Source organism: Citrobacter gillenii, assembly GCF_013337685.1.
Taxonomy (GTDB): domain Bacteria; phylum Pseudomonadota; class Gammaproteobacteria; order Enterobacterales; family Enterobacteriaceae; genus Citrobacter; species Citrobacter gillenii.
This window is the reverse complement of sequence record NZ_SUQN01000001.1, coordinates 151,037-177,370: the sequence shown is the minus strand read 5'-3', so window position 1 is coordinate 177,370 and position 26,334 is coordinate 151,037. Positions and strand designations below refer to the sequence as shown.

At 56.0% G+C, this 26,334-nt stretch carries 27 protein-coding genes; 3 read left to right on the top strand and 24 right to left on the bottom strand.

Features of this window, described 5'->3' with window-relative positions:
* Positions 1-64: 64 nt before the first annotated feature.
* From ucpA to FCH32_RS00730, 5 genes are all read right to left on the bottom strand, one after another.
* Positions 65-856, bottom strand: coding sequence for an SDR family oxidoreductase UcpA (gene ucpA, locus FCH32_RS00750; protein ID WP_096756244.1), 792 nt, complete (start codon positions 854-856; stop codon positions 65-67).
* 198 nt (positions 857-1,054) lie between these two features.
* Complete coding sequence (gene yfeX / locus FCH32_RS00745) at positions 1,055-1,954, bottom strand: porphyrinogen peroxidase (RefSeq protein ID WP_096756243.1); 900 nt, start codon at positions 1,952-1,954, stop codon at positions 1,055-1,057.
* A gap of 93 nt (positions 1,955-2,047) precedes the next feature.
* Positions 2,048-2,623 (bottom strand): RpoE-regulated lipoprotein, encoded by a 576-nt coding sequence (locus FCH32_RS00740; RefSeq protein ID WP_146716706.1) that lies wholly within the window; start codon positions 2,621-2,623, stop codon positions 2,048-2,050.
* Positions 2,624-2,683: 60 nt separating this feature from the next.
* Positions 2,684-3,133, bottom strand: a complete 450-nt coding sequence (locus tag FCH32_RS00735; RefSeq protein ID WP_115257824.1) for a DUF2919 domain-containing protein — start codon at positions 3,131-3,133, stop codon at positions 2,684-2,686.
* Complete coding sequence (locus FCH32_RS00730; RefSeq protein WP_096756240.1) at positions 3,120-3,545, bottom strand: GNAT family acetyltransferase; 426 nt, start codon at positions 3,543-3,545, stop codon at positions 3,120-3,122. The genes FCH32_RS00735 and FCH32_RS00730 overlap by 14 nt, the downstream gene beginning before the upstream one ends.
* A gap of 212 nt (positions 3,546-3,757) precedes the next feature.
* Between FCH32_RS00730 and amiA the strand changes: the two genes are divergently transcribed.
* Entirely contained in the window at positions 3,758-4,627 is an 870-nt protein-coding gene (amiA, locus tag FCH32_RS00725; RefSeq protein ID WP_117343548.1) for an N-acetylmuramoyl-L-alanine amidase AmiA, read from the top strand.
* A 2-nt stretch (positions 4,628-4,629) separates the two neighbouring features.
* Positions 4,630-5,547: an oxygen-dependent coproporphyrinogen oxidase gene (gene hemF, locus FCH32_RS00720; protein WP_174360317.1), complete on the top strand. Its 918-nt coding sequence runs from the start codon at positions 4,630-4,632 to the stop codon at positions 5,545-5,547.
* 87 nt (positions 5,548-5,634) lie between these two features.
* Here the strand turns inward: hemF and eutR are convergent, their stop codons facing one another.
* The 18 genes from eutR to maeB form a co-directional block, all read right to left on the bottom strand.
* A complete protein-coding gene (eutR, locus tag FCH32_RS00715; RefSeq protein ID WP_115257821.1) occupies positions 5,635-6,687 on the bottom strand; it encodes an HTH-type transcriptional regulator EutR in 1,053 nt (350 codons plus the stop codon).
* A gap of 48 nt (positions 6,688-6,735) precedes the next feature.
* A complete protein-coding gene (eutK, locus tag FCH32_RS00710) occupies positions 6,736-7,281 on the bottom strand; it encodes an ethanolamine utilization microcompartment protein EutK (protein ID WP_096756236.1) in 546 nt (181 codons plus the stop codon).
* An 11-nt stretch (positions 7,282-7,292) separates the two neighbouring features.
* Positions 7,293-7,952 (bottom strand): ethanolamine utilization microcompartment protein EutL, encoded by a 660-nt coding sequence (gene eutL / locus FCH32_RS00705; RefSeq protein ID WP_096756235.1) that lies wholly within the window; start codon positions 7,950-7,952, stop codon positions 7,293-7,295.
* A 9-nt stretch (positions 7,953-7,961) separates the two neighbouring features.
* Positions 7,962-8,858, bottom strand: a complete 897-nt coding sequence (eutC, locus tag FCH32_RS00700) for an ethanolamine ammonia-lyase subunit EutC (protein ID WP_117343545.1) — start codon at positions 8,856-8,858, stop codon at positions 7,962-7,964.
* Between the two features lie 20 nt (positions 8,859-8,878).
* On the bottom strand, positions 8,879-10,240 hold the full coding sequence (eutB, locus tag FCH32_RS00695) for an ethanolamine ammonia-lyase subunit alpha (protein WP_096756233.1): 1,362 nt from the start codon (positions 10,238-10,240) through the stop codon (positions 8,879-8,881).
* Positions 10,241-10,251: 11 nt separating this feature from the next.
* Complete coding sequence (gene eutA / locus FCH32_RS00690) at positions 10,252-11,655, bottom strand: ethanolamine ammonia-lyase reactivating factor EutA (protein ID WP_115257819.1); 1,404 nt, start codon at positions 11,653-11,655, stop codon at positions 10,252-10,254.
* Positions 11,652-12,899 carry an ethanolamine utilization protein EutH gene (eutH, locus tag FCH32_RS00685; RefSeq protein ID WP_096756231.1) on the bottom strand — a complete coding sequence of 416 codons (1,248 nt, stop codon included), beginning with the start codon at positions 12,897-12,899 and terminating at the stop codon, positions 11,652-11,654. The genes eutA and eutH overlap by 4 nt, the downstream gene beginning before the upstream one ends.
* A gap of 123 nt (positions 12,900-13,022) precedes the next feature.
* Complete coding sequence (eutG, locus tag FCH32_RS00680; protein WP_115257818.1) at positions 13,023-14,210, bottom strand: ethanolamine utilization ethanol dehydrogenase EutG; 1,188 nt, start codon at positions 14,208-14,210, stop codon at positions 13,023-13,025.
* A complete protein-coding gene (gene eutJ / locus FCH32_RS00675) occupies positions 14,200-15,039 on the bottom strand; it encodes an ethanolamine utilization protein EutJ (RefSeq protein ID WP_096756229.1) in 840 nt (279 codons plus the stop codon). The genes eutG and eutJ overlap by 11 nt, the downstream gene beginning before the upstream one ends.
* 12 nt (positions 15,040-15,051) lie before the next feature.
* Complete coding sequence (locus FCH32_RS00670; RefSeq protein ID WP_096756228.1) at positions 15,052-16,455, bottom strand: aldehyde dehydrogenase family protein; 1,404 nt, start codon at positions 16,453-16,455, stop codon at positions 15,052-15,054.
* Between the two features lie 11 nt (positions 16,456-16,466).
* Positions 16,467-16,754: an ethanolamine utilization microcompartment protein EutN gene (eutN, locus tag FCH32_RS00665; protein WP_096756227.1), complete on the bottom strand. Its 288-nt coding sequence runs from the start codon at positions 16,752-16,754 to the stop codon at positions 16,467-16,469.
* 121 nt (positions 16,755-16,875) lie between these two features.
* A complete protein-coding gene (gene eutM / locus FCH32_RS00660) occupies positions 16,876-17,169 on the bottom strand; it encodes an ethanolamine utilization microcompartment protein EutM (RefSeq protein WP_005121908.1) in 294 nt (97 codons plus the stop codon).
* Positions 17,170-17,207: 38 nt separating this feature from the next.
* Positions 17,208-18,224, bottom strand: a complete 1,017-nt coding sequence (pta, locus tag FCH32_RS00655) for a phosphate acetyltransferase (RefSeq protein WP_096756226.1) — start codon at positions 18,222-18,224, stop codon at positions 17,208-17,210.
* Entirely contained in the window at positions 18,221-19,024 is an 804-nt protein-coding gene (gene eutT, locus FCH32_RS00650; protein ID WP_137361928.1) for an ethanolamine utilization cob(I)yrinic acid a,c-diamide adenosyltransferase EutT, read from the bottom strand. Before eutT ends, pta begins: the two co-directional genes overlap by 4 nt.
* Before the next feature lie 9 nt (positions 19,025-19,033).
* The gene (eutQ, locus tag FCH32_RS00645) at positions 19,034-19,747 is read right to left on the bottom strand and encodes an ethanolamine utilization acetate kinase EutQ (RefSeq protein ID WP_117343542.1); all 714 of its coding nucleotides are present in this window, start codon (positions 19,745-19,747) and stop codon (positions 19,034-19,036) included.
* On the bottom strand, positions 19,725-20,204 hold the full coding sequence (gene eutP, locus FCH32_RS00640) for an ethanolamine utilization acetate kinase EutP (RefSeq protein WP_096756223.1): 480 nt from the start codon (positions 20,202-20,204) through the stop codon (positions 19,725-19,727). The genes eutQ and eutP overlap by 23 nt, the downstream gene beginning before the upstream one ends.
* A 12-nt stretch (positions 20,205-20,216) precedes the next feature.
* Positions 20,217-20,552: an ethanolamine utilization microcompartment protein EutS gene (gene eutS / locus FCH32_RS00635; RefSeq protein ID WP_096756222.1), complete on the bottom strand. Its 336-nt coding sequence runs from the start codon at positions 20,550-20,552 to the stop codon at positions 20,217-20,219.
* Positions 20,553-20,711: 159 nt separating this feature from the next.
* Positions 20,712-22,991, bottom strand: coding sequence for an NADP-dependent oxaloacetate-decarboxylating malate dehydrogenase (maeB, locus tag FCH32_RS00630; RefSeq protein ID WP_096756215.1), 2,280 nt, complete (start codon positions 22,989-22,991; stop codon positions 20,712-20,714).
* 279 nt (positions 22,992-23,270) lie between these two features.
* Between maeB and tkt the strand changes: the two genes are divergently transcribed.
* A complete protein-coding gene (gene tkt / locus FCH32_RS00625; RefSeq protein ID WP_115257812.1) occupies positions 23,271-25,265 on the top strand; it encodes a transketolase in 1,995 nt (664 codons plus the stop codon).
* Here the strand turns inward: tkt and FCH32_RS00620 are convergent.
* Entirely contained in the window at positions 25,255-26,298 is a 1,044-nt protein-coding gene (locus FCH32_RS00620) for a DUF1176 domain-containing protein (protein WP_174360316.1), read from the bottom strand. The two genes, tkt and FCH32_RS00620, sit on opposite strands and share 11 nt — an antisense overlap.
* Positions 26,299-26,334 lie beyond the last annotated feature (36 nt).

Here is a 26,334-nt window from a genome sequence, read left to right as displayed (position 1 = left end):
TGAAAGTTGAAAAGAGAATAAGAGGTAACTCCTCCCCTGTTCGCGGGGAGGAGACAGGCATCACTCAGACGCCGACGCTAACGCTTTCTGGCAGGGTACTGCCGCCATCGATCACGTTCTGCGTGCCGGTTAAGTAGCTGGATTCATCAGACGCCAGGAACGCCGCCAGTTCACCGACTTCAAGCGGACACGCCAGGCGACGCAGCGGAATGGCTTTTGCCATTTCAGTTAACACTGATTCCGGATCGTCCGGGTTAGACTGACGCGCGATATTTTCCGCCATTGGCGTACGGACATAGCCGGGGCAAATCGCATTAACGCGGATGCCGGATTGCGCGTATTCCACCGCCAGCGATTTGGTTAAGCCGATAATCGCGGCTTTTGACAGTGCATAGGCCGTTTCCCCCGGATCGGCGACCATATCGCCGGTGACGGATGACATCATCACAATGCGCCCATCCTTGCGAGCAACCATCTCCGGCAGAACGGCTTTCGTCACGTTCCAGACACCTTTGATGTTGATATCAATATGGAAGTCGCGATCTTCATCGCTCATTTCAAGGAAGCTGCCGAGGCGGCATACGCCTGCGTTGTTGACAAGAATATCAATTTTGCCCTCAATGTTCTTCGCGCGTTTTACCGCCGCCGTGACAGAAGCAAAATCTCTGACGTCCGCATGAACTGCCGTACAACGGTGACCGCGTCCAACAAGCTCATCCGCCAGTTTTTCAATCTCATCGGAGATATCCAGCAAGATCAGGTTCGCACCGTGGCGGGCAAATGTTCTGGCGATCCCTTCGCCAATACCCTGAGATGCGCCCGTAATCAATGCTGTTTTGCCCGTGAGTTTTCCCATTTCAATATTCTCCTTTTGAATATGAAGCATCCGCTTCATTCACGCAGAAGATACAGCATTAACAAATCAGTGCTGCGAAATGGCTCACTAAATCAGGTTAATTTCAGGTAAAAAAAATCCCCGACGGTGCGGGGAGATGTATTTTACGCCAGTGTGTAGGCCGGAGAAGGCGTTATGCCACCATCCGGCAACTCACTCTCACAGCGCCATTAAGCGGTCCAGCGATGGCGCAAAATAATAGCCGCCGGTCACCGGCTTGGTGAAGCGCAGCATGGCGTCACGTTTACCGTCGGTGTCGCCGAACATGCTCAGCAGTTGCTGCTCAATATTGTGCAGGCGCGCGCAGTAAGCGCAGAAGTACAGACCGTGCGTACCGCTGGCGGTACCGTATGGTAGGCTCTGGCGGACAATTTTCAGCCCTTTACCGTCTTCTTTCAAATCTACGCGGCTCAGGTGAGAGGTGGCCGGGCGATCGTCGCCGTCGATCTCTTCGTTAGCTTCTTTGGTGCGACCAATCATCATTTCCTGATCGTGGATGCTCATGCGGTTCAGCTGCTTCAGGTTGTGCTCCCAGCGCTGCACGAACACATAGCTACCACCCGCATCCACGCCATCTTTGATAACCGCAACGTCACGACGCGTCTCTTCCCCGGCCGGGTTTTCCGTACCATCAACGAAGCCGCTCAGATCACGCTCTTCGACCCAACGGAAACCGTGGATCTCTTCTTTCACGTCGATGCAATCACCAAAGGCGTCCATGGCCGCCTGCGCAACAGAGAAATTCACGTCATGACGCAGAGAAAGAATGTGGATCAGCACGTCATACTGCGTTGCCGGGGCCAGACCTTTACCGTAAGGGATAAAGTCCTTTAACTCTTCAGCCCCTACGCCACCGCTCAGCGTGCGCCAGGTTTTGTTACCGAAAGCCACAACCGCGCCCAGATGTGCATCCGGGAATTTTGCTTCAAAGGTCGCCAACTTATCAGCAAATGTTTTGCTGGCAGCGCGCAAAGCCTCAACGTCGCCTTTTACATTGGCTTCAATCCAAATCGCCGCACGGCAATGTTCTGGCAAAATGCCACTCTGAACCTGAGACATTGTTCCTCCTGAAAAAAAGATGCCACGACCTCGTGGCATTGATGGGCGTTATTCTACCTGTTTTTTTAGTCTGTCGATTTGTTCAGACGCAAATTAACGCCGCCAGATAATTTTGCTTACTTTCCAGTCTTTCAGCGTATCGTCAGACGGCATTATGCCTTCAGGACCGCTCCACTCACCGGAAAAAATGTAGCTAATATGCTGACTTCCCTCAGCTTTACACTCAACACCTGCACTATCATCGCCGGTCGCTTTCTGGCAATTACCGAACGCTTTGGTGTAAAGGTCACTAAACGGTGTACCGATTTCTGCACCGGACGCTGACTCAATATCGCCGTCCAGTACATCAATACGGCTGATGGTCCCCCCATCGCCAGTGATCACCATCGCCAACTTATCTTCTTTCATTGCTTCAAAAAAGCGCACCACATTGCCGTTGTCGGTCTTCATCCCGCTGCGCAGGCGATAATCTCCGTCCAGCGCATCGGCAATGGCTTTCTCATCCAGCGGCGTCGCAGCAGTGAGTTGTCCCACCCCCTGCTCGGTGACTTCCGTCGAAGAACCAAACCAGTTCCACGGATTTGCGGCGGACCAGTTCACCGACGAGAGCGTCGAGCAGCCAGTCAGTACCAGCGGCATCGCGCATAACATCAAACGCAGCGATTTCATCTCACATCCTTTCTTTATTAATTAACGTTGCTTGGAGTCCGGCTTCATAAAAAAGTGCCGTTATTCTTTTTCGATGGCAAAACAGGCACGTAAACGCGGGTTAGTCAGTAGCCAGACCAGGGCGACAACATCGGCTACCAGCAGCGCCAGCCCAACGCCATTGACCGGATCGCCCCCCAACCACAGCAGTGGCTGCCAGCAAAGCAACGCCAACTGGGCCAAAATCAGTAATCCGCGCAGCCAGCGCCACAGCGCAGGAAATGCAAAACGCCGCCCGCTGAGTAAAAACGCCAGCACTGCGGGAACACCTGGGAGCAATCCCAGCCAGAACGCATCGTGATCGGGGTAAAACAAATTCAGTAAGGTGTTTCCCTGCTCGCGAGAAGATCCCGCAATCACAAACAGCACCCACGTGCGCGCCTGAAGCAGCAGCACGCACCAGAACAAAACAGGGAGGCGCAGACGCCCGTGACCGTCATAGTCGGCGGGATGAAACTCAGTACTCTTCATCTTCAATCAAGCGCTTGCCCAGATTGAGTACGTCAGCATGTTCATATCCCAGACGTTCATACATGCCCAGCACGATGTCATTGTCGTCACGCACCATAATTTGAATCTTCGGACATCCGCGGGCAATGAGCTTTTTCTCCAGCCGGCTTAGCAGTGCATTCGCAATGCCACGAGCACGAAATTCAGGGTGTACGCCAAGATAGTACGCTGAGCCGCGATGACCGTCGTAACCCCCCATCACCGTGCCAACGACTTCACCGTTCACCTCAGCGACCAGGAACAAGCTGACGTCGTGATTCACCTTGCGCTCAATATCCATTTCCGGATCGTTCCATGGACGCAGCAGGTCGCAGCGCTCCCAGAGGGTGATAACCTCTTCGAAATCTTCCTGGCGAAATACGCGTATCTCCATGGTATTGAGACCCTTTTTAGCCCTAAAAATAGTGATTATGGCGTGAACAACTGATTAAGCCAATATCTGACGCGAAGCGGCGTAAAAAATGGCATAATAGGCAACTGTCACGTATTGAAATGAAAAGTAAAACAATTATTATCCCGATCCGTCGCAACGGACTACGCGATACGATATAACATCTGGAACTTATTTATTACAACTCAGGCCGTATGAGCACTTTTAAACCACTAAAAACTCTCACATCGCGCCGCCAGGTGCTGAAAGCCGGGCTGGCTGCCCTGACGCTGTCAGGTATGTCGCCAGCTATCGCTAAAGAAGAAGCGCTAAAAACCAGCAATGGTCACAGTAAACCGAAAGCGAAAAAATCAGGCGCAAAGCGCGTTGTGGTTCTCGATCCGGGTCACGGTGGCATTGATACCGGGGCAATTGGTCGCAACGGTTCGAAGGAAAAACACGTGGTGCTGGCGATTGCCAAAAACGTGCGCTCCATCCTGCGTAGCCAAGGGATCGATGCCCGGCTGACCCGCTCCGGCGATACCTTTATTCCGCTTTACGACCGCGTCGAGATCGCCCACAAGCACGGTGCCGACCTGTTTATGTCCATCCACGCCGACGGTTTTACTAACCCCAGCGCGGCGGGGGCGTCGGTCTTTGCTCTGTCTAACCGCGGCGCCAGTAGCGCCATGGCAAAGTATCTGTCCGATCGTGAAAACCGCGCGGATGAAGTCGCCGGGAAAAAAGCCACCGACAAAGATCATTTGTTGCAGCAAGTGCTGTTCGATCTGGTTCAGACCGACACCATTAAAAATAGCCTGACCTTAGGGTCGCACATCCTGAAGAAAATCAAGCCAGTACACCGTCTGCACAGCCGCAGTACAGAACAGGCCGCCTTCGTGGTACTAAAATCGCCGTCCATTCCTTCGGTGCTGGTAGAAACCTCATTTATTACCAACCCGGAAGAAGAACGCCTGCTGGGCACCACGGCATTTCGGCAGAAAATTGCCACCGCTATCGCCAATGGCGTTATCAGCTATTTCCACTGGTTTGATAACCAGAAAGCCCACTCGAAGAAACGTTAATCATGAAGCCCGATGCCCAGCGCGTTAAACAGTTCCTGCTCAGCCTGCAGAATGATATTTGTCAGCAACTGTCTGCCGTAGACGGCGCTGAATTTGTTGAAGATAGCTGGCAGCGCGAAGCGGGTGGCGGCGGACGCAGCCGGGTGCTGCGTAACGGTGGGATTTTTGAACAAGCGGGCGTGAATTTCTCCCATGTCCATGGTGACGCGATGCCAGCCTCGGCGACAGCACATCGACCAGAACTGGCCGGGCGCAGTTTTGAAGCGATGGGCGTGTCACTGGTGGTGCACCCGCTCAACCCCTACATTCCCACCAGTCATGCTAACGTGCGGTTTTTTATCGCCGAAAAACCCGGTGCCGATCCGGTGTGGTGGTTTGGCGGTGGCTTTGATTTAACGCCCTACTACGGCTTTGAAGAGGACGCCGTTCACTGGCACCGCACGGCGCTTGAGCTGTGCCAGCCGTTTGGCGATGACGTTTACCCGCGTTACAAAAAGTGGTGCGATGACTACTTTTTCCTTAAGCATCGCAACGAACAGCGCGGCATCGGCGGACTGTTTTTCGATGATTTAAATACTCCGGACTTCGACCACTGTTTCGATTTTATGCGAGCAGTTGGCACAGGCTATACCGACGCGTATCTGCCGATCGTTGAGCGGCGCAAAGCGATGAGTTGGGGTGAGCGCGAGCGCAACTTCCAGCTTTATCGTCGTGGACGCTACGTGGAATTTAACCTGGTGTGGGATCGCGGCACGCTGTTTGGTCTACAGACTGGCGGGCGTACGGAATCCATTCTGATGTCGATGCCGCCGCTGGTGCGCTGGGAGTATGACTGGCAGCCGGAAGCGAACAGCCCGGAAGCCGCCCTTAGCGAGTTTATTCAGGTGCGCGACTGGGTGTCATTGCCTGATGGCGGCTAACGCCTTATCCGGCCTACAACTTCAATAATGGCACCGTCCCGTAGGTCGGATAAAACGCGAAGCGTCGCATCCGACTCAATAATCTCATCACGCCCACTGACGCATACGCTGATGCAGCGTGAGCGACGGTTTCTCGGCAAACAGCTGCTGGTAATCGGTGGCAAACTGCCCTAAATGCCAGAATCCCCACTGCATCGCGGCATCTTTTACCGTCGTACTCTGCGACCACGGGCTGATAAGCTCACGGCGGACTGCGTTCAAACGAATGCGTTTTAACCAGGCATTCGGCCCGATCCCCAGGATCGCATGGAAGGCATTTTGCAAGGTTCTTCGGCTGACATGCAGCTGATTGCACAGGTCGAGCACGGTCAGCGGCTCCGACATATTTTCCAGCACATATTCGCGCGCACGCGACAGCAACCGACGGTAACTCTGATGGCTGATACTCTCGGCGGTGATGATCGGCTGGGCTTCATCCAACATGGTACCCATCGCCAACAGCAGATTATCCCCTAACACTTTGCGCACCGCAGGCTGGCGAAGATTTTCAGGATTCTCGCTAAACGTCGCCAGCGCCTGTTGCACAAAGCCCCACAATGCGGCTTTGTGTTGTTCTTTTACTTCCAGCGCCGACTGGTTGCGCAGCATATGCAGCACCCTTTCCGGGTTGTGCAGGAAGTTAGCCTGACGAGCGATCGCCTCTTCAGAGATCACGACGCCAAGAATGGTGTAGTCATCCGGCGTACTCAGCTCAAATTCCGTCCCGCCCGGACGGGTGGCAATTTCAGCGCTACCCAGACATTGGGTGCCAATAAACCCCTGTTCGCCGCGCGTAGCCGGAATGCCAAACCAGAATGAATTTGGCCAGACGAGACAGGACTGACGCAGCGCCAGACCGGTGTATTCACGGAACACCTGAATATCATCAAGCAGGATTTCAGTGAACTCGCCATGAAATTTACCTGGATGCAGCTGGTCGTAGATCTGCTGCCAGGCGGTAATGGTCAGCGCATGCTCATACACATCCGTTGTTCGCCGCTGATGAACATTGTCCACTTCCACTTTCGGCGTAAGTTTAACGTCTTCGGGTAATACTTCATGATAAAGATGGTGCAGATTTGCAGTACGTTTCTTTTTCATGACCTTTGAAGCCGGAAGCTTCACTGAAGCCCCCGGCCCTCCGACAGGTTAATTTTTTAAGCGATAGCGACTACTGCGTTTACGCAACGCTCCGGCAGAAAAGAGCTGTTCCAGCGCAATTCTGGCTTTATCAAGTGACCAACCAAAGTGCGCGGCCACTTCCCCTGCCGTCATTCCCTGACGGACCGATGTTAACAGCGCCAGTAATTCGTCAGAGGATTCAGAGGACACCGGTGCTTCCTGCGTCTTCTCTGTTTTCACGTCTGATGTCACTTCCGGCTTCGGTTCTGATTTCTTCGGTTCTGGTTTTTTCGGCTGGCGCGTAAAACCGCCGATCAGCCACTGGGTGTCATCATCCGGCCGTCCTATCTCCTTGCGGCTGATAACACGTCCTGTACGCGCAGCAGCAGCACAACCGGCATCCAGCGCTGCACGACACGCCGCCAGATCGCCTTCCACCACCAGCGTTAGCCTGCCAGGATCGAGCACCTGGTGGCTAAGCAGACGCACGTTCGCGGCTTTCAGCATGGCATCCGCCGCGTCTACAGCAGCCACCATGCCATCCACTTCCAGTAATCCCAGTGAATTGATCATTGCAACCTCTCTTACGCGCGCTGGACAGGATTACGGGCAATATCCAGAACAGCATCAGCGAAGGCGTTACAGGCTGCTTTACAGGCGGCCTGGCTACCGGTTAAAAACGCCGCCGAGTAGTTGGTTTCTGACGGTGGCGGCACGTAGGTAACGATCTGTACATCGGCAGATTTCAGCGCAGCATCAATCCCGTAGGTTGCTTCTAATGGCGGAGCCACCAGATAAGCCATCGGATCGCCCAGTACGCATCCCGCCGTAGCAGAAAGGTATGAACCGGTACGCGATACCACGTGTGCCAGGAAAGCCGTATTTTCTGCATCATTGGCCCACTGGAACGCGGCGCCATTTTCAATATTGGCCACCATCGCATCCAGACCCGCGCGAACTTCCGCCGGGTTAGGTCCACCGAGCATAATCAACACTTCACCTGCCGTTGGAGAAGGTCCGTGCGCCGCACCGGCATACAGCGAGCGGCCATAAACCACTTCGACCATTGCCTGTTTTGTCGCTTCGTCTGCGGCAATATACGCCACGTCATCAGAGTCTGCTGTGATGAGTCCGAGGCTACGTATATGTGGCGGTAATTTAAGTTCGCGGGCAAAACCGTCATTTACCGAGGCAATCACGCGCATGGCGGTGACTGAAGGTCTAATCAAATCTAATGCTGGCATGATGCCTCCTTAACGGGTCATGTTGATGCCGGACGCTTTTTGCTCCAGCATGCGTTTGGCCAAATCCACGATTACCGCAGCCGCTTCGACCGGTGGCGTACCGCCCTGGTGAATGTTGGAAATACAGGTTCTGTCGGCCTCAACGGTAGTCGCCACGCGCGGTGAATAGACGGCGTAGCAGGAAAGACTTTCCGACTGGCCTAAGCCCGGACGTTCACCGACCAGCAGGATCACCGCTTTCGCACCCAGCAGCTCGCCAATCTGATCTTCGATTTTCACGCGGCCATAGCGGACAAAGAACGGCGTGCCAACCTTCAGCCCAGCCTGTTTTAATCCAGACAACAATGGCGGCAGAATCTCTTCGTAGTTGGCGGTGATGGCATCCGTAGACAGGCCATCAGAGACAATCACCTGGACATCCGGGTTCGCCACGCACTGGGATTTCAGCGCTTCAATCGCTTCTGCACTCAGACGACGGCCCATGTCCGGGCGGGTCAGGTACAGATTTTTGTCACTGATTTCCGAGCGCACTTCCAGCAAGCCTTGTGCTTTCACCCACTCTTCCGGCACCTCTTTCAGCACGGTATCTTTCGAGCGTGAGTGGTCAGCCAGGAAGCGCAGCAGCGCCTGGGTACGCGGACGAGGGCCAGCACGACCGGTACAGACACGTGCAGCGGTGCTGCGACGCAGCTCCGTCAACACTTCTGCGCGGTGCGGGTTTTCAACGCCAATCCACGCTTTCGCTTCGGCTGAACCTAAATCCATGGCACAGCTTTCGCCCGTTGGTGCGGCGCACTGCGTGGTGCTGCATTTCACTTCCGCTGACGGCGCTTGAGCCTGCGGTTGTGACTCACCCATTGACGCCATTACGCTGCGTACAATTTCTTCAATCTGTTTTTGATCCATCGTGTGTCATCCCCGCGTCATCAGAAGAACAGTGACGGATCGCCCGCCCGTTTGGTCAGGCGACCGTTTGCCATAATGCCCATGTTTTCCAGCCAGCGTTCAAACTCCGGCGACGGACGCAGGTTCAGCAACTGGCGCACAGTCGCGGTGTCGTGGAACGCGGTGGTCTGATAGTTGAGCATGATGTCGTCACCGAGCGGCATGCCCATGATGTAGTTGCAGCCTGCGGTGGCGAGCAGAATCATCAGGTTTTCATTGAGGTTCTGGTCAGCATCGGCATGGTTGGTGTAACAACAGTCACAGCCCATCGAAATGCCGCTCAGCTTGCCCATGAAGTGATCTTCTAAACCGGCGCGAATAATCTGGCGGTCATTGTAGAGATACTCTGGCCCGATAAAGCCGACAACGGTATTCACCAGGAACGGATCGTAGTGGCGTGCCAGCCCGTAGTTACGCGCTTCCATCGTCACCTGATCGGCACCGAAGTTAGCGCCAGCAGAAAGCGCAGACCCCTGCCCGGTCTCAAAGTACAGGCAGTTTTCCCCGGCGATACGGTTGAATTCAGCGCCCACTGCACGCGCCTCGTCCAGCATCGCCAGCTCAACGCCGAACTCTTTCAAGCCTTTCTCGCTACCGCAGATACTCTGGAAAATCAGCCCGCCCGGCGCGCCGCGACGAATCGCTTCGATCTGGGTAGTAACGTGCGCCAGCACGCAGCCCTGAGTAGGAATGTTATATTTGTCGATCACGCCATACACGGTGTCGAGTACGCGGCTTAAGTTCTCCACGTCATCGGTTACCGGGTTAACGCCGATCACCGCATCGCCCGCACCGAAAGAAAGCCCTTCGTAGATTTGCGCGGCAATACTCTGCACATCGTCACGGGTGTCGTTCGGCTGCAAACGGCAGCTGAAGGTGCCCGGCAAGCCGATCGTGGTGTTGGCTTTTTTGATCACCGGCATTTTTTTGCCGCCGTAGATCAAGTCCGCGTTGGAGCAAATTTTTGCCACCCCAGCGACCACTTCTGACGTTAACCCTTTGCGCATAAACGCAATGTCATCGACAGAGGTTTCATCACTCAACACGTACTCGCGCAGCTCACTGATGCTCCAGTTTTTGATGCGGTTATAGGCTGTTTCGTTGACGTCATCCTGAATCAGACGCGTGACGCAGTCCTCTTCATAGGAAATCACCGGGTTGTTGCGAATATCCGCCACCGTCATTTCCGACAACACCTGTTTGGCCGCCACGCGCTCCTGTGAGCTTGTCGCGGCGACACCTGCCAGCACATCCCCCGAACGCAGTTCGTTGGCTTTGGCCAGCACCTCTTTTACATCCTTAAACTGATAAACATTGCCGAACAATGTGGTCTTTAGTTTCATAAGTCGTTCCCTCAGGAAGGAAATGCGAGTGATTTCACCGTCACCGGCACAACCGATCCGCCAAAAAGAGGCGTACCAATGTCGATATAGTCCCCCGCCCGGACAATCACCTCATCGATGACCGCCAGCGGGTGTTGCTGTAACTGTGGGCGTAACAGCATGCCCAGGGCTTTACCAAAATCCTGCTCGGCTACCACCAGCAGGGGATGCGGATTCGGATAACGCGCGACAAAGGCCAGCAGCGCGTCGATGACCGTTAATAGCGCGGCGTAGCGCACCGGCAGCGACCCGGGCAGCGCCAGCACATAGGCGTCTGTTTTCGGATCAAGATCGAGCTGCACCAGCGCCAGCTGCCAGGCCGCCACCAAATCAGCGTCGTCAACCGGGATCGCCACCGGCAGATTGCGCAGCGGAAGTGCCACACCTTCCAGCCAGATGGTGCTGCCCGACAGCGACAGCGTATGCGCCCCGGCGCCAATCACCGTGGCGCGCACGGTTTGCGCCGGGAACTGCACGTTCATCTCACGCAAGCGCGGATGTTCATGCAGCGCCGTCGCCAGCAGCGGTCCAATGTCAGAAAAACAGAACGGATCGGCAGGCTGGTTGCGGTAGCACTCGCCCACTCCTCCGGAAAGCGTAATCACATCCGGTTTCACGCCCGCAGGCAGTAAACCGGTTTGCATCAGCGCCTGCGCCAGGGCAGAAGGCGTGCCGTCAATCACTTCCACGATCAGATTCGCCATTCGCCGCGCGACCTGGACAAGCTGTGCGGCATTGAGCGTTCGGGCGTCGGTACCGGCACCAAACACCTCGTCGACGATCATCTGTCCCGGCTGGTGCGCATGGACCACGCGCCCCTGACCGTCAGTTTCCAGCAGTCGTCCCCCGACGTTCAGGCACGCAGAGCCGCTGACCTTTCCGGCATCAAACAGTACGTAGTTTGACGTCCCGCCGCCGATGTCGATATTCAGCACGCTGCACAGACGCTGCTCAGACAGAGTTTGTGCACCGGCACCGTGACCAGCAATCACCGATTCCAGGTGCGGACCGGCACTGGCCACCACGAAGTCACCCAGCGACTGGGAGAGCGTCATCACCGCCGGACGGGCGTTGCGGGTTTTCGCGCTTTCTCCGGTAATGATGATCGCGCCGGAATCAACCGTTTCCGGCGCGATACCCGCCGCCTGATACTGGGCCAGGATCAGCGCTTTAAGTTCAGCCTCTTTCAACCCGCCCTGCTTATCGACGGGTGTGAAGAAGACCGGGCTTTGCCAGCTAATTTCGCGTTTGATAAATTCGTAGCGCGGCACCTGCGACACTGCCGCACGGTTAACCAGCTCAAGGCGGGAGAAGATCACCTGAGTGGTGGTGGTGCCGATATCGATACCGACGCTCAGTAGCTGGCGAGTATTCACGATTGCGCCTCCGCTTTTGCTTCTGCAGTTTCCGCGTCAACAACGGCCGGAACATTTTCGTCTTTTGGCACCAGCATCATCGCTACGCCAATCGCCGTCACACCACCAATCAACTTGCCGACAATCATCGGGAAGATCATGGCGTTCATGTTCGCGGCGGCAAAACCTAAGTGGTCACCCAGAGCGAAGGCTGCAGAGACCGCGAACGCGCAGTTGATCACTTTGCCGCGGGTATCCATATTTTTCATCATGCCGAACATCGGGATGTTGTTCGCCAGCGTTGCCACCATACCCGCAGCGGCGATATTGTTGATTTTCAGCAGGTTGCCGACACTCATTAGCGGTTTTTCAAACCAACGGGTCAGCAGCAGTACCATCGGGTAGGCACCCAGCAGCACGCAGGAGATAGAACCGATCACTTCGATGGCGCGCATCACTTCGCCGGGCTTATCACCCGCAGACATGAAGATAGGATCGAGACCCGGGATCAGCTCCCAGCCAAGCAGGAACTTAATGACCGCCGCCGCCAGGCCGATAGTGATCAGCGCCACCAGGAACTTGGCGAAGATCTGGAAGCCGTTAATCATTTTTTCCGGGATAAATTTCAGCCCCAGCGCCACCAGGATGGCGACGATCAGCACCGGAATCATGTTCATCAGAATCAGCGCGAAGGTGAACTCCACCGGTTGCCCGTTGATTTCAACCCCGGAGTACATTGCCACCAGGCCGCCAGCGATACAGCCAACCGGAATGGTCACGATACCGGCCAGTACGCCCAGAGCCAGATAACGACGGTCTGACGGTTCAATAATTCCCAGCGCAACCGGGATGGAGAAGACCAGCGTCGGCCCCATCATTGCCCCGAGGATCAGGCCAGAGTACAGCCATGCGGCCACATCGCCACCCGCCAGTTCTTTCGCCAGGAAGAAGCCGCCCATATCACACGCCAGCAGCGTTCCGGCAAACATTGACGGGTTCGCGCCCAGCATTTCATACAGCGGAATAATTACCGGTCCGAGCACATGTGCCAGTACCGGTGCCAGCGCAGTCATACCGACCATCGCCAGACCCAGTGCGCCCATCGCCATAAAACCTTCTTCAAACTGACCGCCCGATCCCTCGATGCTCTTACCAAACTTACCGAGGTAACGTGCTGAACCACCGAACTGCGACAGGATCCTGTCCACGGCGGCAATCAGCATAAAGAACATCATGATGTACATGATGATTTCGTTAATTCCCATAGCCCTATCTCCATTTGCCAGGTGCTTAGTAGGCCTGATAAGCGCAGCGCCATCAGGCAATGATGTCGCGTTGTTGCCGGATGGCGGCGCGAACGCCTTATCCGGCCTACGTCCTGGTATGCCTTATTGTGCCGCCGCGTACAGGTCGATAATCTGTTCCTGCGTGGCGGTTCGTGGGTTGCTGCGTATACAAATATCGTTCAATGCGGCTTGCGCCCAGGTACTGTAATGCTCAGGTTTCGCGCCCACGTCAGCGAGCCGTTTGGTCTGGCCCACTTCAGCGATCAGCTCAATTACCGCGCTGATAGCGTCACGATCGTCTGATTTCTTATTGGTTAACGCTCTGCCGATATGGCTGAAGCGTTCACGGCACACCATGCGGTTAAAGCCCATTACCGTAGGAAGCAGCATGGCATTAGCCTGCCCGTGCGGGATGTGCAGCGCAGCACCTGGTTGGTGAGCCATCGCATGACACAAGCCCAAACCTGCGCTGGAAAAAGCCATCCCCGCCATACAGGAAGCCAGTAACATGCTTTCGCGCGCCGCCAGGTCATGGCCGTAACCCACCGCTTTAGGCAGCGACTTGCCGATCATCGCAATCGCGCCAATTGCCAGGCTGTCGGTAAACGGTGTCGCGTTCAGCGCGCTGTAGGCTTCAACAGCGTGGGTGAGTGCATCGATGCCAGTCATTGCCGTCACGTGCGGCGGTACGCCTTCCGTTACCGCCGCATCGAGAATGGCGACGTCCGGCATCAGCGTGGCGTGGGCCAGCACTTTTTTCAGTCCGGTAGCGGCATCGATAATCACCGTGACGTTGGTGGTTTCTGACCCGGTCCCGGCGGTGGTTGGCACGGCAATCAGCGGTAAACGAGGACGCAGCACGCTGTTTTCCGTCATATCAGCCAGTGTCTGCGTTGGGTTGGTTACCAGCAACGCGACGGCTTTGGCGGCATCCAGTACCGAGCCGCCGCCGAAGGCCACAACGCCGTCACATTTTGACTCGCGCAACTGTGCGACCGCCGCGCAAACGTCAGTGATGCACGGCTCACCGACCGGGCACGGCCACAGCGTCATCGCCACGCCTTTCATCGCCAGGCTGCGTTCCAGTGAGGCGGTCATTCCCGCTTCATGCAGGAAGCTATCTACCATAACGAACATGTGCGTCAGCCCGCGCGTTTGCGCTTCCTGTCCGCAGGTGCTGAGCGCTCCCAGTCCGCATAGCGTGACCGGTGGAACGCTGAACGTTTTTACGCGTTGTAGATTCAGGGCATCGAATGCCTGAAAGAGCGCGGTCTGCAATTCAGCTTGCATAGATTCCTTCCGCTTTTACTTTTCCGCTATTGGCAATCGCCAGCGGGGTCATAAACAGACTGTGCTGCGGTAAATGCACCTGCAGCTCCGGGAAACGCTTACGGAACAGCTCATCAACCCCCGGCTGCATACAGGACCCACCGGCCAGCCATAAATCCATGACGCCCTGCCCGGCAATATGGTGGGCGACAATTTCCGCCATCTTTTCGTAAACCGGCTTCACTACCGGCCAGATTTCCTTGCCGTTGCTGCGCTTGTACTGCTCGGCTTCTTCCAGTTGAATACGACGATTCCCAGCCAGCGTCAGAGAAATGTGATGCCCACCGGTCGCTTCGTCGGCGGAATAGGTCACTTTGCCCTGCTTCACGATGGCAATACCGGTCGTCCCACCGCCGATATCCACCACGCCTGCGTTATCCAGCTGAAGTAGATCCGCCACGGCGGTGGGCTCATCCAGCACATGGCTAACCTCAAGTCCGGCAGACTCCAGCACGTTAATGGAGATACGCGGGTCCGTTCCTGGCGGGAACGAGGTTGCCGCGTGGGTAAAGCGGCAACCCAGTTGTTGTTCGAGCGTATCGAGATGGCGACGAACAATGGTCACGGCACCGAAAAAATCCCAGACGATGCCGTCACGCACGACGTCGGCCCAATCCAGACAAACCGCAACCGGCTGTCCTTCACTGTCGACAACCATCGACACCACATCACAGGTCCCCAAATCAACGCCGAGCCACAGCGGTGAATCACTCGCGGCCGGCGTCTGGTTACACAGCGTTGCTGCTTTTTGCAGTCTGGGTGTGAGCCACAGTTGTTCGTCATGCGCCATCTCTTTCACTCCTTATACAATGCGAAACGCATCCACCAATACACAGCGACGCAGGCGGACAAACGTGCGCGCACTGGTCACCCCTTCCCCGGTTGGCGTGGTAATGGTCATGGTGGTCCAGCCTTCACCGCCAAGCCCAAGACCGGCAATGCACGGTCCGTTCTTGACGAAAATGCTGGTGTCGATAGCGTTAGCCATACGGTTCATGTTATCGATGTTGCGTGAGTGCATCGCCGCCGTATGGTGGCAACCACCTTCAAGCGTGACCGCCAGCGCAATGGCTTCGTCAACGTTAGCCACCCGCACCACCGGCAGCACCGGCATCATCAGTTCAGTTACCGCAAACGGATGTGTGGCTGAGGTTTCGACGAACAACAAGCGGGTTTGCTCCGGGACATTCAGGCCGATCGCCGCGGCGATTTTGGCCGCATCGCGCCCGACCCAGTCACGGCTAACCGTGCCTTTACCGCGTTCATCGACGTTTTTCATCAACACCGGCTGCAATTGCTCAGCCTGAGCTGCGGTGAGCTTGACCGCGTGCTGACCTTCCATCAGACGCATCAGCTCGTCGGCAACGCTATCCACGACGATCAGGACTTTTTCATCGGCGCAGATGATGTTGTTATCAAACGACGCACCTTTGACGATGGACTGCGCGGCGCGCGCCAGATCGGCGGTTTCATCCACCACCACCGGTGGGTTACCCGCACCTGCGGCAATCAGACGTTTGTTGGTGTGCTTACGCGCAGATTCCACCACCGCTTCGCCGCCGGTCACCACCAGCAAGCCGATGCCTGGGTACTTGAACAGACGCTGAGCGGTTTCGATATCCGGATTGGCAACGGTCACCAGCAGGTTTGCCGGACCACCCGCAGCGACTACCGCCTGGTTAAGCAGACCGATCGCACGCTGAGAAACGCCTTTTGCAGCAGGATGCGGCGCAAAGACCACGCTGTTACCCGCCGCAATCAGGCTGATGGCGTTATTAATGACGGTCGCGGCCGGGTTGGTGGACGGCGTTACCGATGCCACCACGCCCCACGGCGCATTTTCAATCAGCGTCAGGCCGTTATCGCCGGTCAGTACCTGTGGAGACAGGCATTCCACGCCCGGCGTGCCGCGTGCCTGCGCCACGTTTTTGGCAAATTTATCTTCAACGCGTCCCATGCCGGTTTCACTGACGGCAAATTCCGCTAATTCTCTGGCGTGTTTTTCGCCTGCTTCACGAATGGCGTGAATGGCCAACTGGCGCATAGCGACGCTTTTCAGCTCCTGCTGTGCCAGTTTTGCTGCCGCCACTGCGTCATCCAGGGAGGCAAATACGCCCATTTCTTGAACGGCACTGACGGGTTGGCTGCTGTCTTTCATTTTCAGCAGCACCGCTTTCACGACCTGTTCAATATCCTGTTGATTCATGATTTTCTGCCTTATTTATGGAAGATCACCTGACCACCTGCCACCACTTCATCGACAATGCCAATCACGCACAGATCGACAGGCGATGAGTCACTACTGTGCGCCTGGCGGGCAGAGCTTCCACTGACCAGCAGCACCCACTCTCCGGTTCCCGCCCCGATGCTGTCGGTAGCAACAGCACACTGCCCGTCGGGATTTCCCTGAGCATCAATCATTTCCACCATCAGCAACTTGTCGTGCGCGAGCCCCTGATGGCGTACGGTACAAACAATTTGTCCTGTGACGATTGCCAGTTTCATACCCGCCTCCGTGGCATATTTCAGGTAAAACCTCCCCCTACCCTCCGCAGAAGGTAATGTGAAAAGGAGAGAGGGTGACGCCAGCTTTCTCTTAACAATCCAGTGGCGTCACATGGACGACTTACATATCGTTGCTGTCGCCTTTGAAGCTGATCGGGAATACTTCTTCCAGATCGCCATGCGGACGCGGGATAACGTGTACAGAAACCAGTTCGCCAATACGCTGCGCAGCAGCAGCTCCGGCATCCGTAGCTGCTTTGCAAGCGGCCACATCACCACGAACCATGGCAGTACACAGGCCGCCACCGATCTGCTTCACGCCAACCAGTTTCACGCGTGCCGCTTTAACCATTGCGTCAGAAGCCTCAATCAGTGCAACCAGGCCCCGGGTTTCGATCATTCCTAATGCTTCCATTGTGTTTTCCTCTTAGTAGAAGGGGTCCAGAACGGGACCTAAACAACCAGTGTTTGCGAGGCGCTTTCACGACTCATTTCAGTCTGGCGCGGCACAGCTGCCACCAACGCCAGTTCGATAATTTCCTGCACGCTACAGCCGCGAGAGAGGTCGTGAAGCGGTGCGGCAAGTCCCTGAATTAAGGGGCCTACGGCACGATACCCTCCCAGGCGCTGGGCGATTTTATAACCAATATTGCCTGCCTCCAGCGACGGGAAAACCATCACATTGGCATTGCCCTGTAGCGGACTGGCGGGCGCTTTTTGCGCGGCGACATCCGGTACAAAAGCGGCATCAAACTGCAGTTCACCGTCGACGGTAAGCTGCGGCGCGCGTTCACGAACGATGTCCGTCGCCTGCTGCACGTTAGCGACGTTGGGATGACGGGCACTGCCGTTACTGGAAAACGACAGCATGGCCACTCGCGGCTCTTCACCGGTAATCGCCTGCCAAGTTTCCGCGCTGGCGATGGCAATATCCGCCAGCTGTGCGGCGGTCGGCTGCGGCACCACGCTACAGTCGGCAAATCCTAATGACGGTCCGAGATACTGCGGCAGCATCAGGAAAATCGACGACAGCGTTTTGCAACCCGGCTGTAAGCCAATGATACGCAACCCTGCGCGCAGCACGTTTGCCGTTGACGACAGGTTGCCGGCAATACAGACATCGGCTTTACCTGCACTGACCATCGCGGCGGCAAACATCAGCGGATCGTTGAGTTTTTCCCGCGCATCCGGCGGCGTTTTTTCGCCCGCACGGGCCAGCCAGCGCAGGGCAAATTCTTCACGCATTTGCACATTGCTTTGCGGATCGACAACCTGAATACCGTCCATTGCCACGCGGTGACTGAGGGCAAACTGGCGCAATGCAAATGGGCTGGCGACGAGAATAGGGCGAGCCAGACCGTGCTGATGCAGGTAGTTCGCCGCTTTCAGCACTCGGACATCCAGCGCATCCGGGAACACCACCCGAGCAGGTGAACGTTTGGCGAGTTGGCGAGCGCGTTCAATGATCATGACTTCTCCCCTAATCGCTGTTGGATTTGGCTGACGCTCAGTGGATGCTTCGCCACGCTCAAAATCATCATTACGTAAACCGTACTCGAAAGACGGTTTAGCGCCTGCAGGATGTCTGGTCGCAACACATCAAAACCACGGGTGATAAACACCTGCGCCGCCACCGTTTCCGTTTCACGGACTTTGGTGCGCAGCAAATTAAGCAGTGCAGCATCACGACCGTGGCTGGCTTCCGGCACCAGATGGTCGTGGTCCAGGTAGCGCAGCGGTTGATGCGAGAGCCGGTGTAAATCTCCGTCGCTTAAGCCAACAATGGCCTGCGCATCCAGAGGTTCGTCCATGGCGTCGGCGCGCATAATGTTGCCTAAGCGCGAGCGGATATCCGCCAGCCACGGCTGCCACGGTTCGGCCAGCTCAATCTGTAACCACACGGCCAGCGCAATGGTGCTGTCCAGCGCCGCGCGAAATCCCAGGCGCGGGTCACTTTTGGCGACCATTTTGTCCGCTGTCAGATGCGTCAGCGTGTCAGGTTTCTTCGCCACCGGTTGATGACACAGCTCGCAGCTTGCCTGCGGGTGTGCATCGCTGCTGGTTAAACCATGCACCGGCTGCGGTTGCTGCTGCTCGTCGTCGATAAACAGGCTTCCCTGCTCATCGATAAACTTAATGCGCAGTCGACGACTGTCCAGCAACTCCCGGGCAGACGGCGTCAGGCGAGCATCAGCGGGGAGATGAATTTCAGCCCCTTCGCTAAGCGTATGATTCGCTCTGAGCCATGCTTCGGTAATGAAATCCTTCATACATCCGCCTTAGCAGGACTGCCAGTTCGCAGGCCAGGCCACATACAGGAACTTCACCGTCGTCGGCGTACCAAACTCAATGCTGGAACCTTTCGGGATAAACATCACATCCCCGGCCTTCGCAATCATGGTTTCGCCTTCATGACGAACGTGCAGCTCGCCTTCCAGAATCATGTCAATTTCGTCGTAGTTCAGCGTCCATGGGAAAAATGCGTTATCCCACTGCATAAACCCGGCGGCCATGCTGCTCCCGTCCTGGTCAGTAACTAAGTCGGTTAAGCCGACACAGTGCGGCTGGGCGCCATCAAAACGGCCAAACTTGACGCTGCTGCCGTCAATGACTTTGACGCCACCTTTGCCGGTCACCGAGGCAAAGCTGGGCTGCATTCCGCCCTGCTCCAGCGACTGTTTCTCCTTCATCACTTTGTCCATCAGCTGCGCGACCAGGCTTTCGGTAAACTGTCCTTCCGGTAACTGCGCAATGATGGTTTCGCGAATACGCTGGCTTTCCGTTTTGCCGTCATCCGCCGCAGTTGGTGCTGCCGTAGACGTTGATACGGCTGCCGGCGCGGATTCATCGCATTCAGTGATAGTGACGCCCAGCAGCGCCGCAACTTCGCGTGCTTCCGGGGTGATGATACTGGCGCGCAGAACAACCGATACGTCCTGTTCACCGCGTGCGTGGGCCGCACGAATATCGTTAGCTGTGATGAGTTTTTTCACCTGCCCTTTCCTCCTTTTGGCTGAGCTCAGTCAGATAATCCACCAGGTGCTGCACACTGCTTGGGTCATGGCTATTGAGCTCAAAAATCGGCTCCTGAAACCCTATCCCGCGAAGTAATTGTCGCGTTGCGGCGACATTGGCATCCGGCACATCCGTTTTGCTGATAACGGCGATTTGTCGTTTACTGGCGCCGATATCCAACAGCCCGGCAGGTAAGCGACTTTCTAAATCATTTGCCGCGTGTATATAAATCAACGTATCAACATCCTGCAGCGTGGTAATTAAGGCGTGATACCAGCGCGGATGGCTAAAATATTCTCCCGGAGTGTCGATATCGCCGTTTTCATTAAACTCGACAGCCTGTGTTTTTCTGGCGAGGGAATAATTCCCCTGGAGCGCATTAAAGAGCGTGGTTTTTCCCGCCCCCACCGTACCGACAAACGCAATACGTTTCATCGCCGCCTCTGATTAACTTTTTGTCAGGTTGCACAAAGTGAAATTTAATAACCGGCCCAGACCGCTCACCGTCTGGAGCAACGCCTCTTCCACTGCACCTACAGAGCCGTAGATCACCAGCGCGCCGCTGAATCTATCGAGAAAGCCGATATGTACATCCGCCGCCTTCATGGCTAAATCACCGGCAATCATCGCCGTTTCACCCGGCGTTAAGGTCATGATGCCGATCGCGCCAGACTCGGGAACGCCGATCTTTTTCGCCAACTCTTCGCCGGGGTGCGCTATCAGATGCGCCAGCGTGACCTGTTTCCCCGGCACAAATTCCTGGATGATGCGTTCTTTTTCCATTGCTCACCGCCTCTGCTAAAACTGACCCCATCGTGGCAATTTTTCGTCAGAGTAAATAACAAAATTCGGCAACCAGGTTTAAAAGGTGAGGGAGATCACTAAGAAAGGGAAAATAAAAAGGCGCGGGAGAAACCCGCGCCAGAATTAATTAAAGTGAAATTACAGCGGTTGTGTTTGCGCTTCTACAACCGCCAGCGCCACCATATTCACGATACGACGAACAGAGGCGATCGGCGTTAATACATGAACCGGTTTCGCCACACCCATCAGCACCGGGCCGACCGTTACGCCTTCAGAGCTGGACACGCGTAGTAAGTTGTAACTAATACGCGCCGCTTCCATATTCGGCATCACCAGAATATTGGCGGAGCCTTTCAGCGGACTGTCCGGCATCCGATCGTTACGAATGCTTTCTACCAGCGCGGCATCACCGTGCATCTCACCGTCGATCATCAGTTCTGGCGCACGCGCCTTGATAAGCTCCAGCGCTGCGCGCATTTTGCTGGCCGACGGACAGTTGGAAGAGCCAAAGTTGGAGTGCGACAGCAATGCCACCTTCGGTTCGATACCAAAACGCCGTACGGTTTCGGCCGCCATCACGGCGATTTCCGCCAGTTGATCCGGCGTCGGGTCATCGTTAACGTAGGTATCGGCGATAAAGGTGTTGCCGCTTGGCAGCAACAGCGCGTTCATCGCCCCCGCCGTATGCACACCGTCGCGGTGACCAAATACCGCTTTCACCACGCTGAAATGCTCGTGATAGTCGCCAATCGTGCCGCAGATCATCGCATCCGCTTCACCGCGTTGCACCATGATCGCACCAATCACCGTGGTGTTGGCAATCACCGCACGCTGCGCCTGCTCCTGGGTGATCCCCCGGCGCTTCATGATCTGATAATACTCACTCCAGTACTCTTTGAAGCGCGGATCGGATTCGTTGTTGACGATCTCAAAATCAACACCGGCTTTGATCTGCAGCCCCAGTTTCTGGATGCGCATTTCGATCACGCTCGGACGGCCAATCAGGATCGGCTTCGCCAGACCTAAGGTGATCAATTCCTGGGTCGCATGCAGCACGCGCGCCTCTTCCCCTTCCGTCAGCACCACGCGCTTCGGCGCTTTGCGTGCCAGCGAGAAAATCGGCTTCATGAACAGGTTGGTTTTGTAGACAAACTCACTCAGCTTATCGATGTACGCATCAAAGTCGGCAATCGGGCGCGTTGCCACGCCGGAGTCCATGGCCGCTTTCGCCACCGCCGGTGCAATTTTGACAATCAGACGCGGGTCAAACGGCTTAGGAATGATGTATTCCGGGCCAAAGCTCAGGTCCTGATCGCCATAGGCGGAGGCCACCACTTCGCTCTGCTCAGCATGCGCCAGTTCCGCAATAGCATGTACCGCCGCCAGCTTCATCTCTTCGTTGATTGCAGTGGCACCCACGTCCAGCGCACCGCGGAAGATGAACGGGAAGCACAGGACGTTGTTGACCTGGTTCGGGTAGTCGGAGCGACCGGTACAAATAATGGCATCGGAACGAACTTCTTTCGCCAGCGGCGGCAGAATTTCCGGTTCCGGGTTGGCCAGCGCCAGAATCATCGGCGCACGCGCCATTTTCTTGACCATCTCCTGGCTCAGCACTTTCGGGCCGGAACAGCCAAGGAAGATGTCAGCCCCGTCAATCACGTCATCCAGTGTACGCTTGCCGTCATCTTCCACCGCGTAGGCTGCTTTGGTTTCAGCCATATTTGGTTCGCGATCTTTGTAAATCACGCCTTTGGAGTCGCAGACCACGATATTGTGCTTCTGCATGCCCAGCGCCACCAGCAGGTTCATACAGGCAATCGCCGCCGCCCCCGCACCGGACACCACCATACGCACATCAGAGATATTCTTCTCCACCACCCGCAGACCGTTGAGGATCGCAGCGGTGCTGATGATAGCCGTGCCGTGCTGGTCGTCATGAAATACCGGAATATTCATGCGCTCACGCAGTTTTTGCTCTATGTAGAAGCATTCCGGCGCTTTGATATCTTCGAGGTTGATGCCGCCAAACGTCGGCTCAAGGGCCGCCACCACGTTAATAAATTTATCCGGATCGAGTTCGTCGACTTCAATATCGAACACGTCAATCCCGGCAAATTTCTTAAACAGAACGCCTTTCCCTTCCATCACCGGTTTACCGGCCAGCGCACCAATGTTGCCCAGCCCCAGTACCGCAGTACCGTTGGAAATCACCGCCACCAGGTTGCCACGCGCGGTGTATTTGTAGGCTGCCAGCGGGTCTTTTTCAATCTCCAGACACGGGGCGGCAACACCGGGTGAATAGGCCAGCGCCAGGTCACGTTGGGTGGCAAGGGGTTTGGTTGGCGAAACCTGAATTTTGCCGGGTACTGGAAACTCGTGGAAATCGAGGGCGCTTTGTCTTAACTGGTCATCCATCTTGTTGTTCCTTTCACGTATCGATCAATAAAGTGGCGCAGGTAACCCTTTTGCAGAGCCGCACATTATCACCTCAGTCAGCGGTGCAAACTTTGAAGGTCGCCAAACTCTCACTACTCAAAGAAAGAATTTGTTATCAATTTATAACAGCCATGTTACCTGCTTAAGCCAGCAATACCATGCCTGTCTGCTATGCTTTTTGCTGACAACGCCTGCAAATTCTCCAAAAGTGTGAATTAACACACGCTCTAACACTTTACTTTTCAAGGAGTATTTCCTATGACCCGTAAAGAGCTTGCCAATGCCATTCGTGCGCTGAGTATGGATGCGGTCCAGAAAGCCAACTCAGGCCATCCCGGCGCACCGATGGGCATGGCCGATATTGCCGAAGTGCTGTGGAACGATTTTCTCCGCCATAACCCGAGCGATCCTCACTGGTACGATCGTGACCGGTTTATTTTGTCCAACGGTCACGCCTCTATGCTGCTTTACAGCCTGCTGCATCTTTCCGGTTACGACCTGCCGTTGGACGAGTTAAAGAACTTCCGCCAGCTGCATTCAAAAACGCCCGGGCACCCGGAACTGGGCTACACGCCGGGCGTGGAAACCACCACCGGGCCGTTGGGTCAGGGCCTGGCGAACGCCGTCGGGCTGGCGGTGGCCGAACGAACGCTGGCCGCGCAGTTTAATCAACCGGGCCATGAGATTGTCAGCCATTTCACCTATGTTTTTATGGGCGACGGCTGCCTGATGGAAGGGATTTCCCACGAAGTCTGTTCGCTGGCGGGGACGCTGGGACTGGGCAAGCTGATCGGCTTTTACGACCACAACGGCATCTCTATTGATGGCGAAACCAAAGGCTGGTTTACCGACGATACCGCGAAGCGCTTTGAAGCGTATCACTGGCATGTGGTACACGAGATAGACGGGCACGATCCTGAAGCGGTGAAGAAAGCCATTCTGGAAGCCCAAAGCGTGACCGATAAGCCATCACTCATTATCTGTCGGACGGTAATTGGCTTTGGTTCGCCGAATAAGGCCGGGAAAGAAGAGGCGCACGGCGCGGCATTGGGTGAAGAAGAAGTGGCGCTGACCCGCCAGAAGCTGGGCTGGCATCATCCCGCCTTTCACATCCCCAAAGAGATTTATCGGGCCTGGGACGCGCGGGAAAAAGGCGAAAAAGCCCAACAGGACTGGAATACGACCTTCTCCGCGTACCAGCAAGCACATCCTGAACTGGCAGCAGAGTTTACCCGCCGGATGCGTGGTGGGCTGCCAAAAGAGTGGGAAAAGAGTACCGAGAAATACATTCGCGAATTGCAGGCTAATCCGGCAAAAATTGCCACCCGTAAGGCATCGCAAAACACCCTCAACGTGTATGGCCCGATGCTGCCCGAGCTGCTTGGCGGCTCTGCCGATCTCGCCCCCAGCAACCTGACTATCTGGAAAGGCTCAACCTCGCTGAAAGACGACCCGGCCGGGAATTACATTCACTACGGCGTGCGTGAATTTGGCATGACCGCCATTGCCAACGGCATCGCCCATCATGGCGGTTTTGTCCCGTATACAGCCACCTTCCTGATGTTTGTCGAATACGCCCGTAACGCCGCACGCATGGCAGCATTAATGAAGGCCCGACAGATCATGGTCTATACCCACGACTCGATTGGTCTGGGGGAAGACGGTCCGACTCACCAGGCGGTAGAGCAGCTCGCCAGCCTGCGCCTGACGCCCAACTTCAGCACCTGGCGTCCGTGCGATCAGGTCGAAGCGGCGGTAGGCTGGAAACTGGCTGTTGAGCGCCATAACGGTCCCACGGCGCTGATCCTTTCCAGGCAGAACCTGGCACAGGTTGAACGCACGCCTGAGCAGGTCAAAGAGATTGCCCGCGGCGGCTACGTGCTGAAAGACGGCGGGGGGAAGCCGGATATTATCCTGATTGCTACCGGGTCAGAAATGGAGATCACCCTGCTGGCGGCGGAGAAATTGACGGGGGAAGGGCGCAACGTTCGCGTGGTCTCCCTGCCCTCAACGGATATCTTCGACGCCCAGGACGAGGCATACCGTGAATCGGTCCTGCCAGCAAACGTCAGCGCGCGCGTGGCGGTCGAAGCGGGCATTGCCGATTACTGGTACAAATACGTCGGTCTGAAAGGTGCGATTGTCGGCATGACCGGCTATGGGGAATCCGCCCCGGCGGACAAATTATTCCCGTTTTTCGGCTTTACGGTGGAGAACATTGTCGAAAAAGCACATAAGGTGCTTAACGGGTGATCCACAATGTGGGCCAGGCGTCGGGGCCATGCCAGTTATCACAGCTTGGCTCCTGCGCATAACGCACCAGACGAAAACGCTGGCCGTCAAAACGCCAGCGAGTCTGGATACCGCAGTCCGACAAACCTCGGCCCTTGGCGAGCGTAATCAGCTCGCGCGATTTTTCATCGAACGCAGCATTGGTCAACTCCATATCATTGCTTTCTGCATCCGTTTTAAACGGCAGACTCAACCGCACGGAGCGGGAGGTCAGCGGTTTGCTGCGGGACACAATCCATGCCAAATCGATGGTGTTATATGCCCCGGCCTCACAGCCGATCATCAGCAGCGCTTTGTCGTCCGTTAACGCAGACACCCGCACCTCACGACGCATCGGGTCGAGCGAACAACGCAACCCGTTTATCCGCCAGTTCCCGTAATCCAGTAGGTCGTTGCGTTCTTGTTCAGACAGCGGCGTTGGCGTGGGATTCACGATGGCCACACCTTTCAGGGCGGGTGCCGGCGGCACGCTGAGCGGCGGCTCGTCACCTTTTTGTATCCAGGCGGTTTCACTGCCTACACGTTTTTGCTGTGCGTCAATAAACAACAGCGCGGCTTTCAGTCCTGTCAGCGACAGGGTTTGCCCCCCTTTTTGCAGGGTAATAGCCTGCGCGTTTTGCACGGTCTGTAAAAAGGCGCTAATGGTGACAGGATCGTCAGTCATCAGATGCCAGGGCGTTATATTCCAGTGTTCACCGGTCAACGGCAGCGGTGCGCCGTCGAGCAGCAAACGCGGCGCAATATCTGCCTCTTTGGCATCGGGGGAGTCCAGTCCCCCCAGTTCGATGCGCAACACCGCGTCGGTATGCGCCCCGGCGCTGCGGCTTAGGGTCATCACCAGGCCGTGATGTTCACCGGTATTGCGCGCCACGCAAAAATTCTGGTTATTGCAGGTCACCTGCCAGTCGGAAAATGCCTGCTGCGCAGGAGCCGCCCACAAAAAGCGGACCGGCAGCAAACCGAGCAGAAAGATGAAAATAACGCGATAGCGCATGGACGGTACAACCCCGAAGTCAAAACCAACAACCTG

Excerpts from the sequence above, each read along its gene's own strand:
- FCH32_RS00670 (WP_096756228.1), bottom strand. The coding sequence starts at position 16,455 with ATGAATCAACAGGATATTGAACAGGTCGTGAAAGCGGTGCTGCTGAAA.
- eutT (WP_137361928.1), bottom strand. The coding sequence starts at position 19,024 with ATGAAGGATTTCATTACCGAAGCATGGCTCAGAGCGAATCATACGCTT.
- FCH32_RS00740 (WP_146716706.1), bottom strand. The coding sequence starts at position 2,623 with ATGAAATCGCTGCGTTTGATGTTATGCGCGATGCCGCTGGTACTGACT.
- eutN (WP_096756227.1), bottom strand. The coding sequence starts at position 16,754 with ATGAAACTGGCAATCGTCACAGGACAAATTGTTTGTACCGTACGCCAT.
- FCH32_RS00620 (WP_174360316.1), bottom strand. The coding sequence starts at position 26,298 with ATGCGCTATCGCGTTATTTTCATCTTTCTGCTCGGTTTGCTGCCGGTC.
- eutL (WP_096756235.1), bottom strand. The coding sequence starts at position 7,952 with ATGCCAGCATTAGATTTGATTAGACCTTCAGTCACCGCCATGCGCGTG.
- yfeX (WP_096756243.1), bottom strand. The coding sequence starts at position 1,954 with ATGTCTCAGGTTCAGAGTGGCATTTTGCCAGAACATTGCCGTGCGGCG.
- tkt (WP_115257812.1), top strand. The coding sequence starts at position 23,271 with ATGACCCGTAAAGAGCTTGCCAATGCCATTCGTGCGCTGAGTATGGAT.
- ucpA (WP_096756244.1), bottom strand. The coding sequence starts at position 856 with ATGGGAAAACTCACGGGCAAAACAGCATTGATTACGGGCGCATCTCAG.
- maeB (WP_096756215.1), bottom strand. The coding sequence starts at position 22,991 with ATGGATGACCAGTTAAGACAAAGCGCCCTCGATTTCCACGAGTTTCCA.
- eutP (WP_096756223.1), bottom strand. The coding sequence starts at position 20,204 with ATGAAACGTATTGCGTTTGTCGGTACGGTGGGGGCGGGAAAAACCACG.
- hemF (WP_174360317.1), top strand. The coding sequence starts at position 4,630 with ATGAAGCCCGATGCCCAGCGCGTTAAACAGTTCCTGCTCAGCCTGCAG.
- eutJ (WP_096756229.1), bottom strand. The coding sequence starts at position 15,039 with ATGGCGCATGACGAACAACTGTGGCTCACACCCAGACTGCAAAAAGCA.
- eutR (WP_115257821.1), bottom strand. The coding sequence starts at position 6,687 with ATGAAAAAGAAACGTACTGCAAATCTGCACCATCTTTATCATGAAGTA.
- eutB (WP_096756233.1), bottom strand. The coding sequence starts at position 10,240 with ATGAAACTAAAGACCACATTGTTCGGCAATGTTTATCAGTTTAAGGAT.
- amiA (WP_117343548.1), top strand. The coding sequence starts at position 3,758 with ATGAGCACTTTTAAACCACTAAAAACTCTCACATCGCGCCGCCAGGTG.
- eutK (WP_096756236.1), bottom strand. The coding sequence starts at position 7,281 with ATGATCAATTCACTGGGATTACTGGAAGTGGATGGCATGGTGGCTGCT.
- eutC (WP_117343545.1), bottom strand. The coding sequence starts at position 8,858 with ATGGATCAAAAACAGATTGAAGAAATTGTACGCAGCGTAATGGCGTCA.
- eutG (WP_115257818.1), bottom strand. The coding sequence starts at position 14,210 with ATGCAAGCTGAATTGCAGACCGCGCTCTTTCAGGCATTCGATGCCCTG.
- pta (WP_096756226.1), bottom strand. The coding sequence starts at position 18,224 with ATGATCATTGAACGCGCTCGCCAACTCGCCAAACGTTCACCTGCTCGG.
- eutS (WP_096756222.1), bottom strand. The coding sequence starts at position 20,552 with ATGGAAAAAGAACGCATCATCCAGGAATTTGTGCCGGGGAAACAGGTC.
- eutH (WP_096756231.1), bottom strand. The coding sequence starts at position 12,899 with ATGGGAATTAACGAAATCATCATGTACATCATGATGTTCTTTATGCTG.
- FCH32_RS00730 (WP_096756240.1), bottom strand. The coding sequence starts at position 3,545 with ATGGAGATACGCGTATTTCGCCAGGAAGATTTCGAAGAGGTTATCACC.
- eutM (WP_005121908.1), bottom strand. The coding sequence starts at position 17,169 with ATGGAAGCATTAGGAATGATCGAAACCCGGGGCCTGGTTGCACTGATT.
- FCH32_RS00735 (WP_115257824.1), bottom strand. The coding sequence starts at position 3,133 with ATGAAGAGTACTGAGTTTCATCCCGCCGACTATGACGGTCACGGGCGT.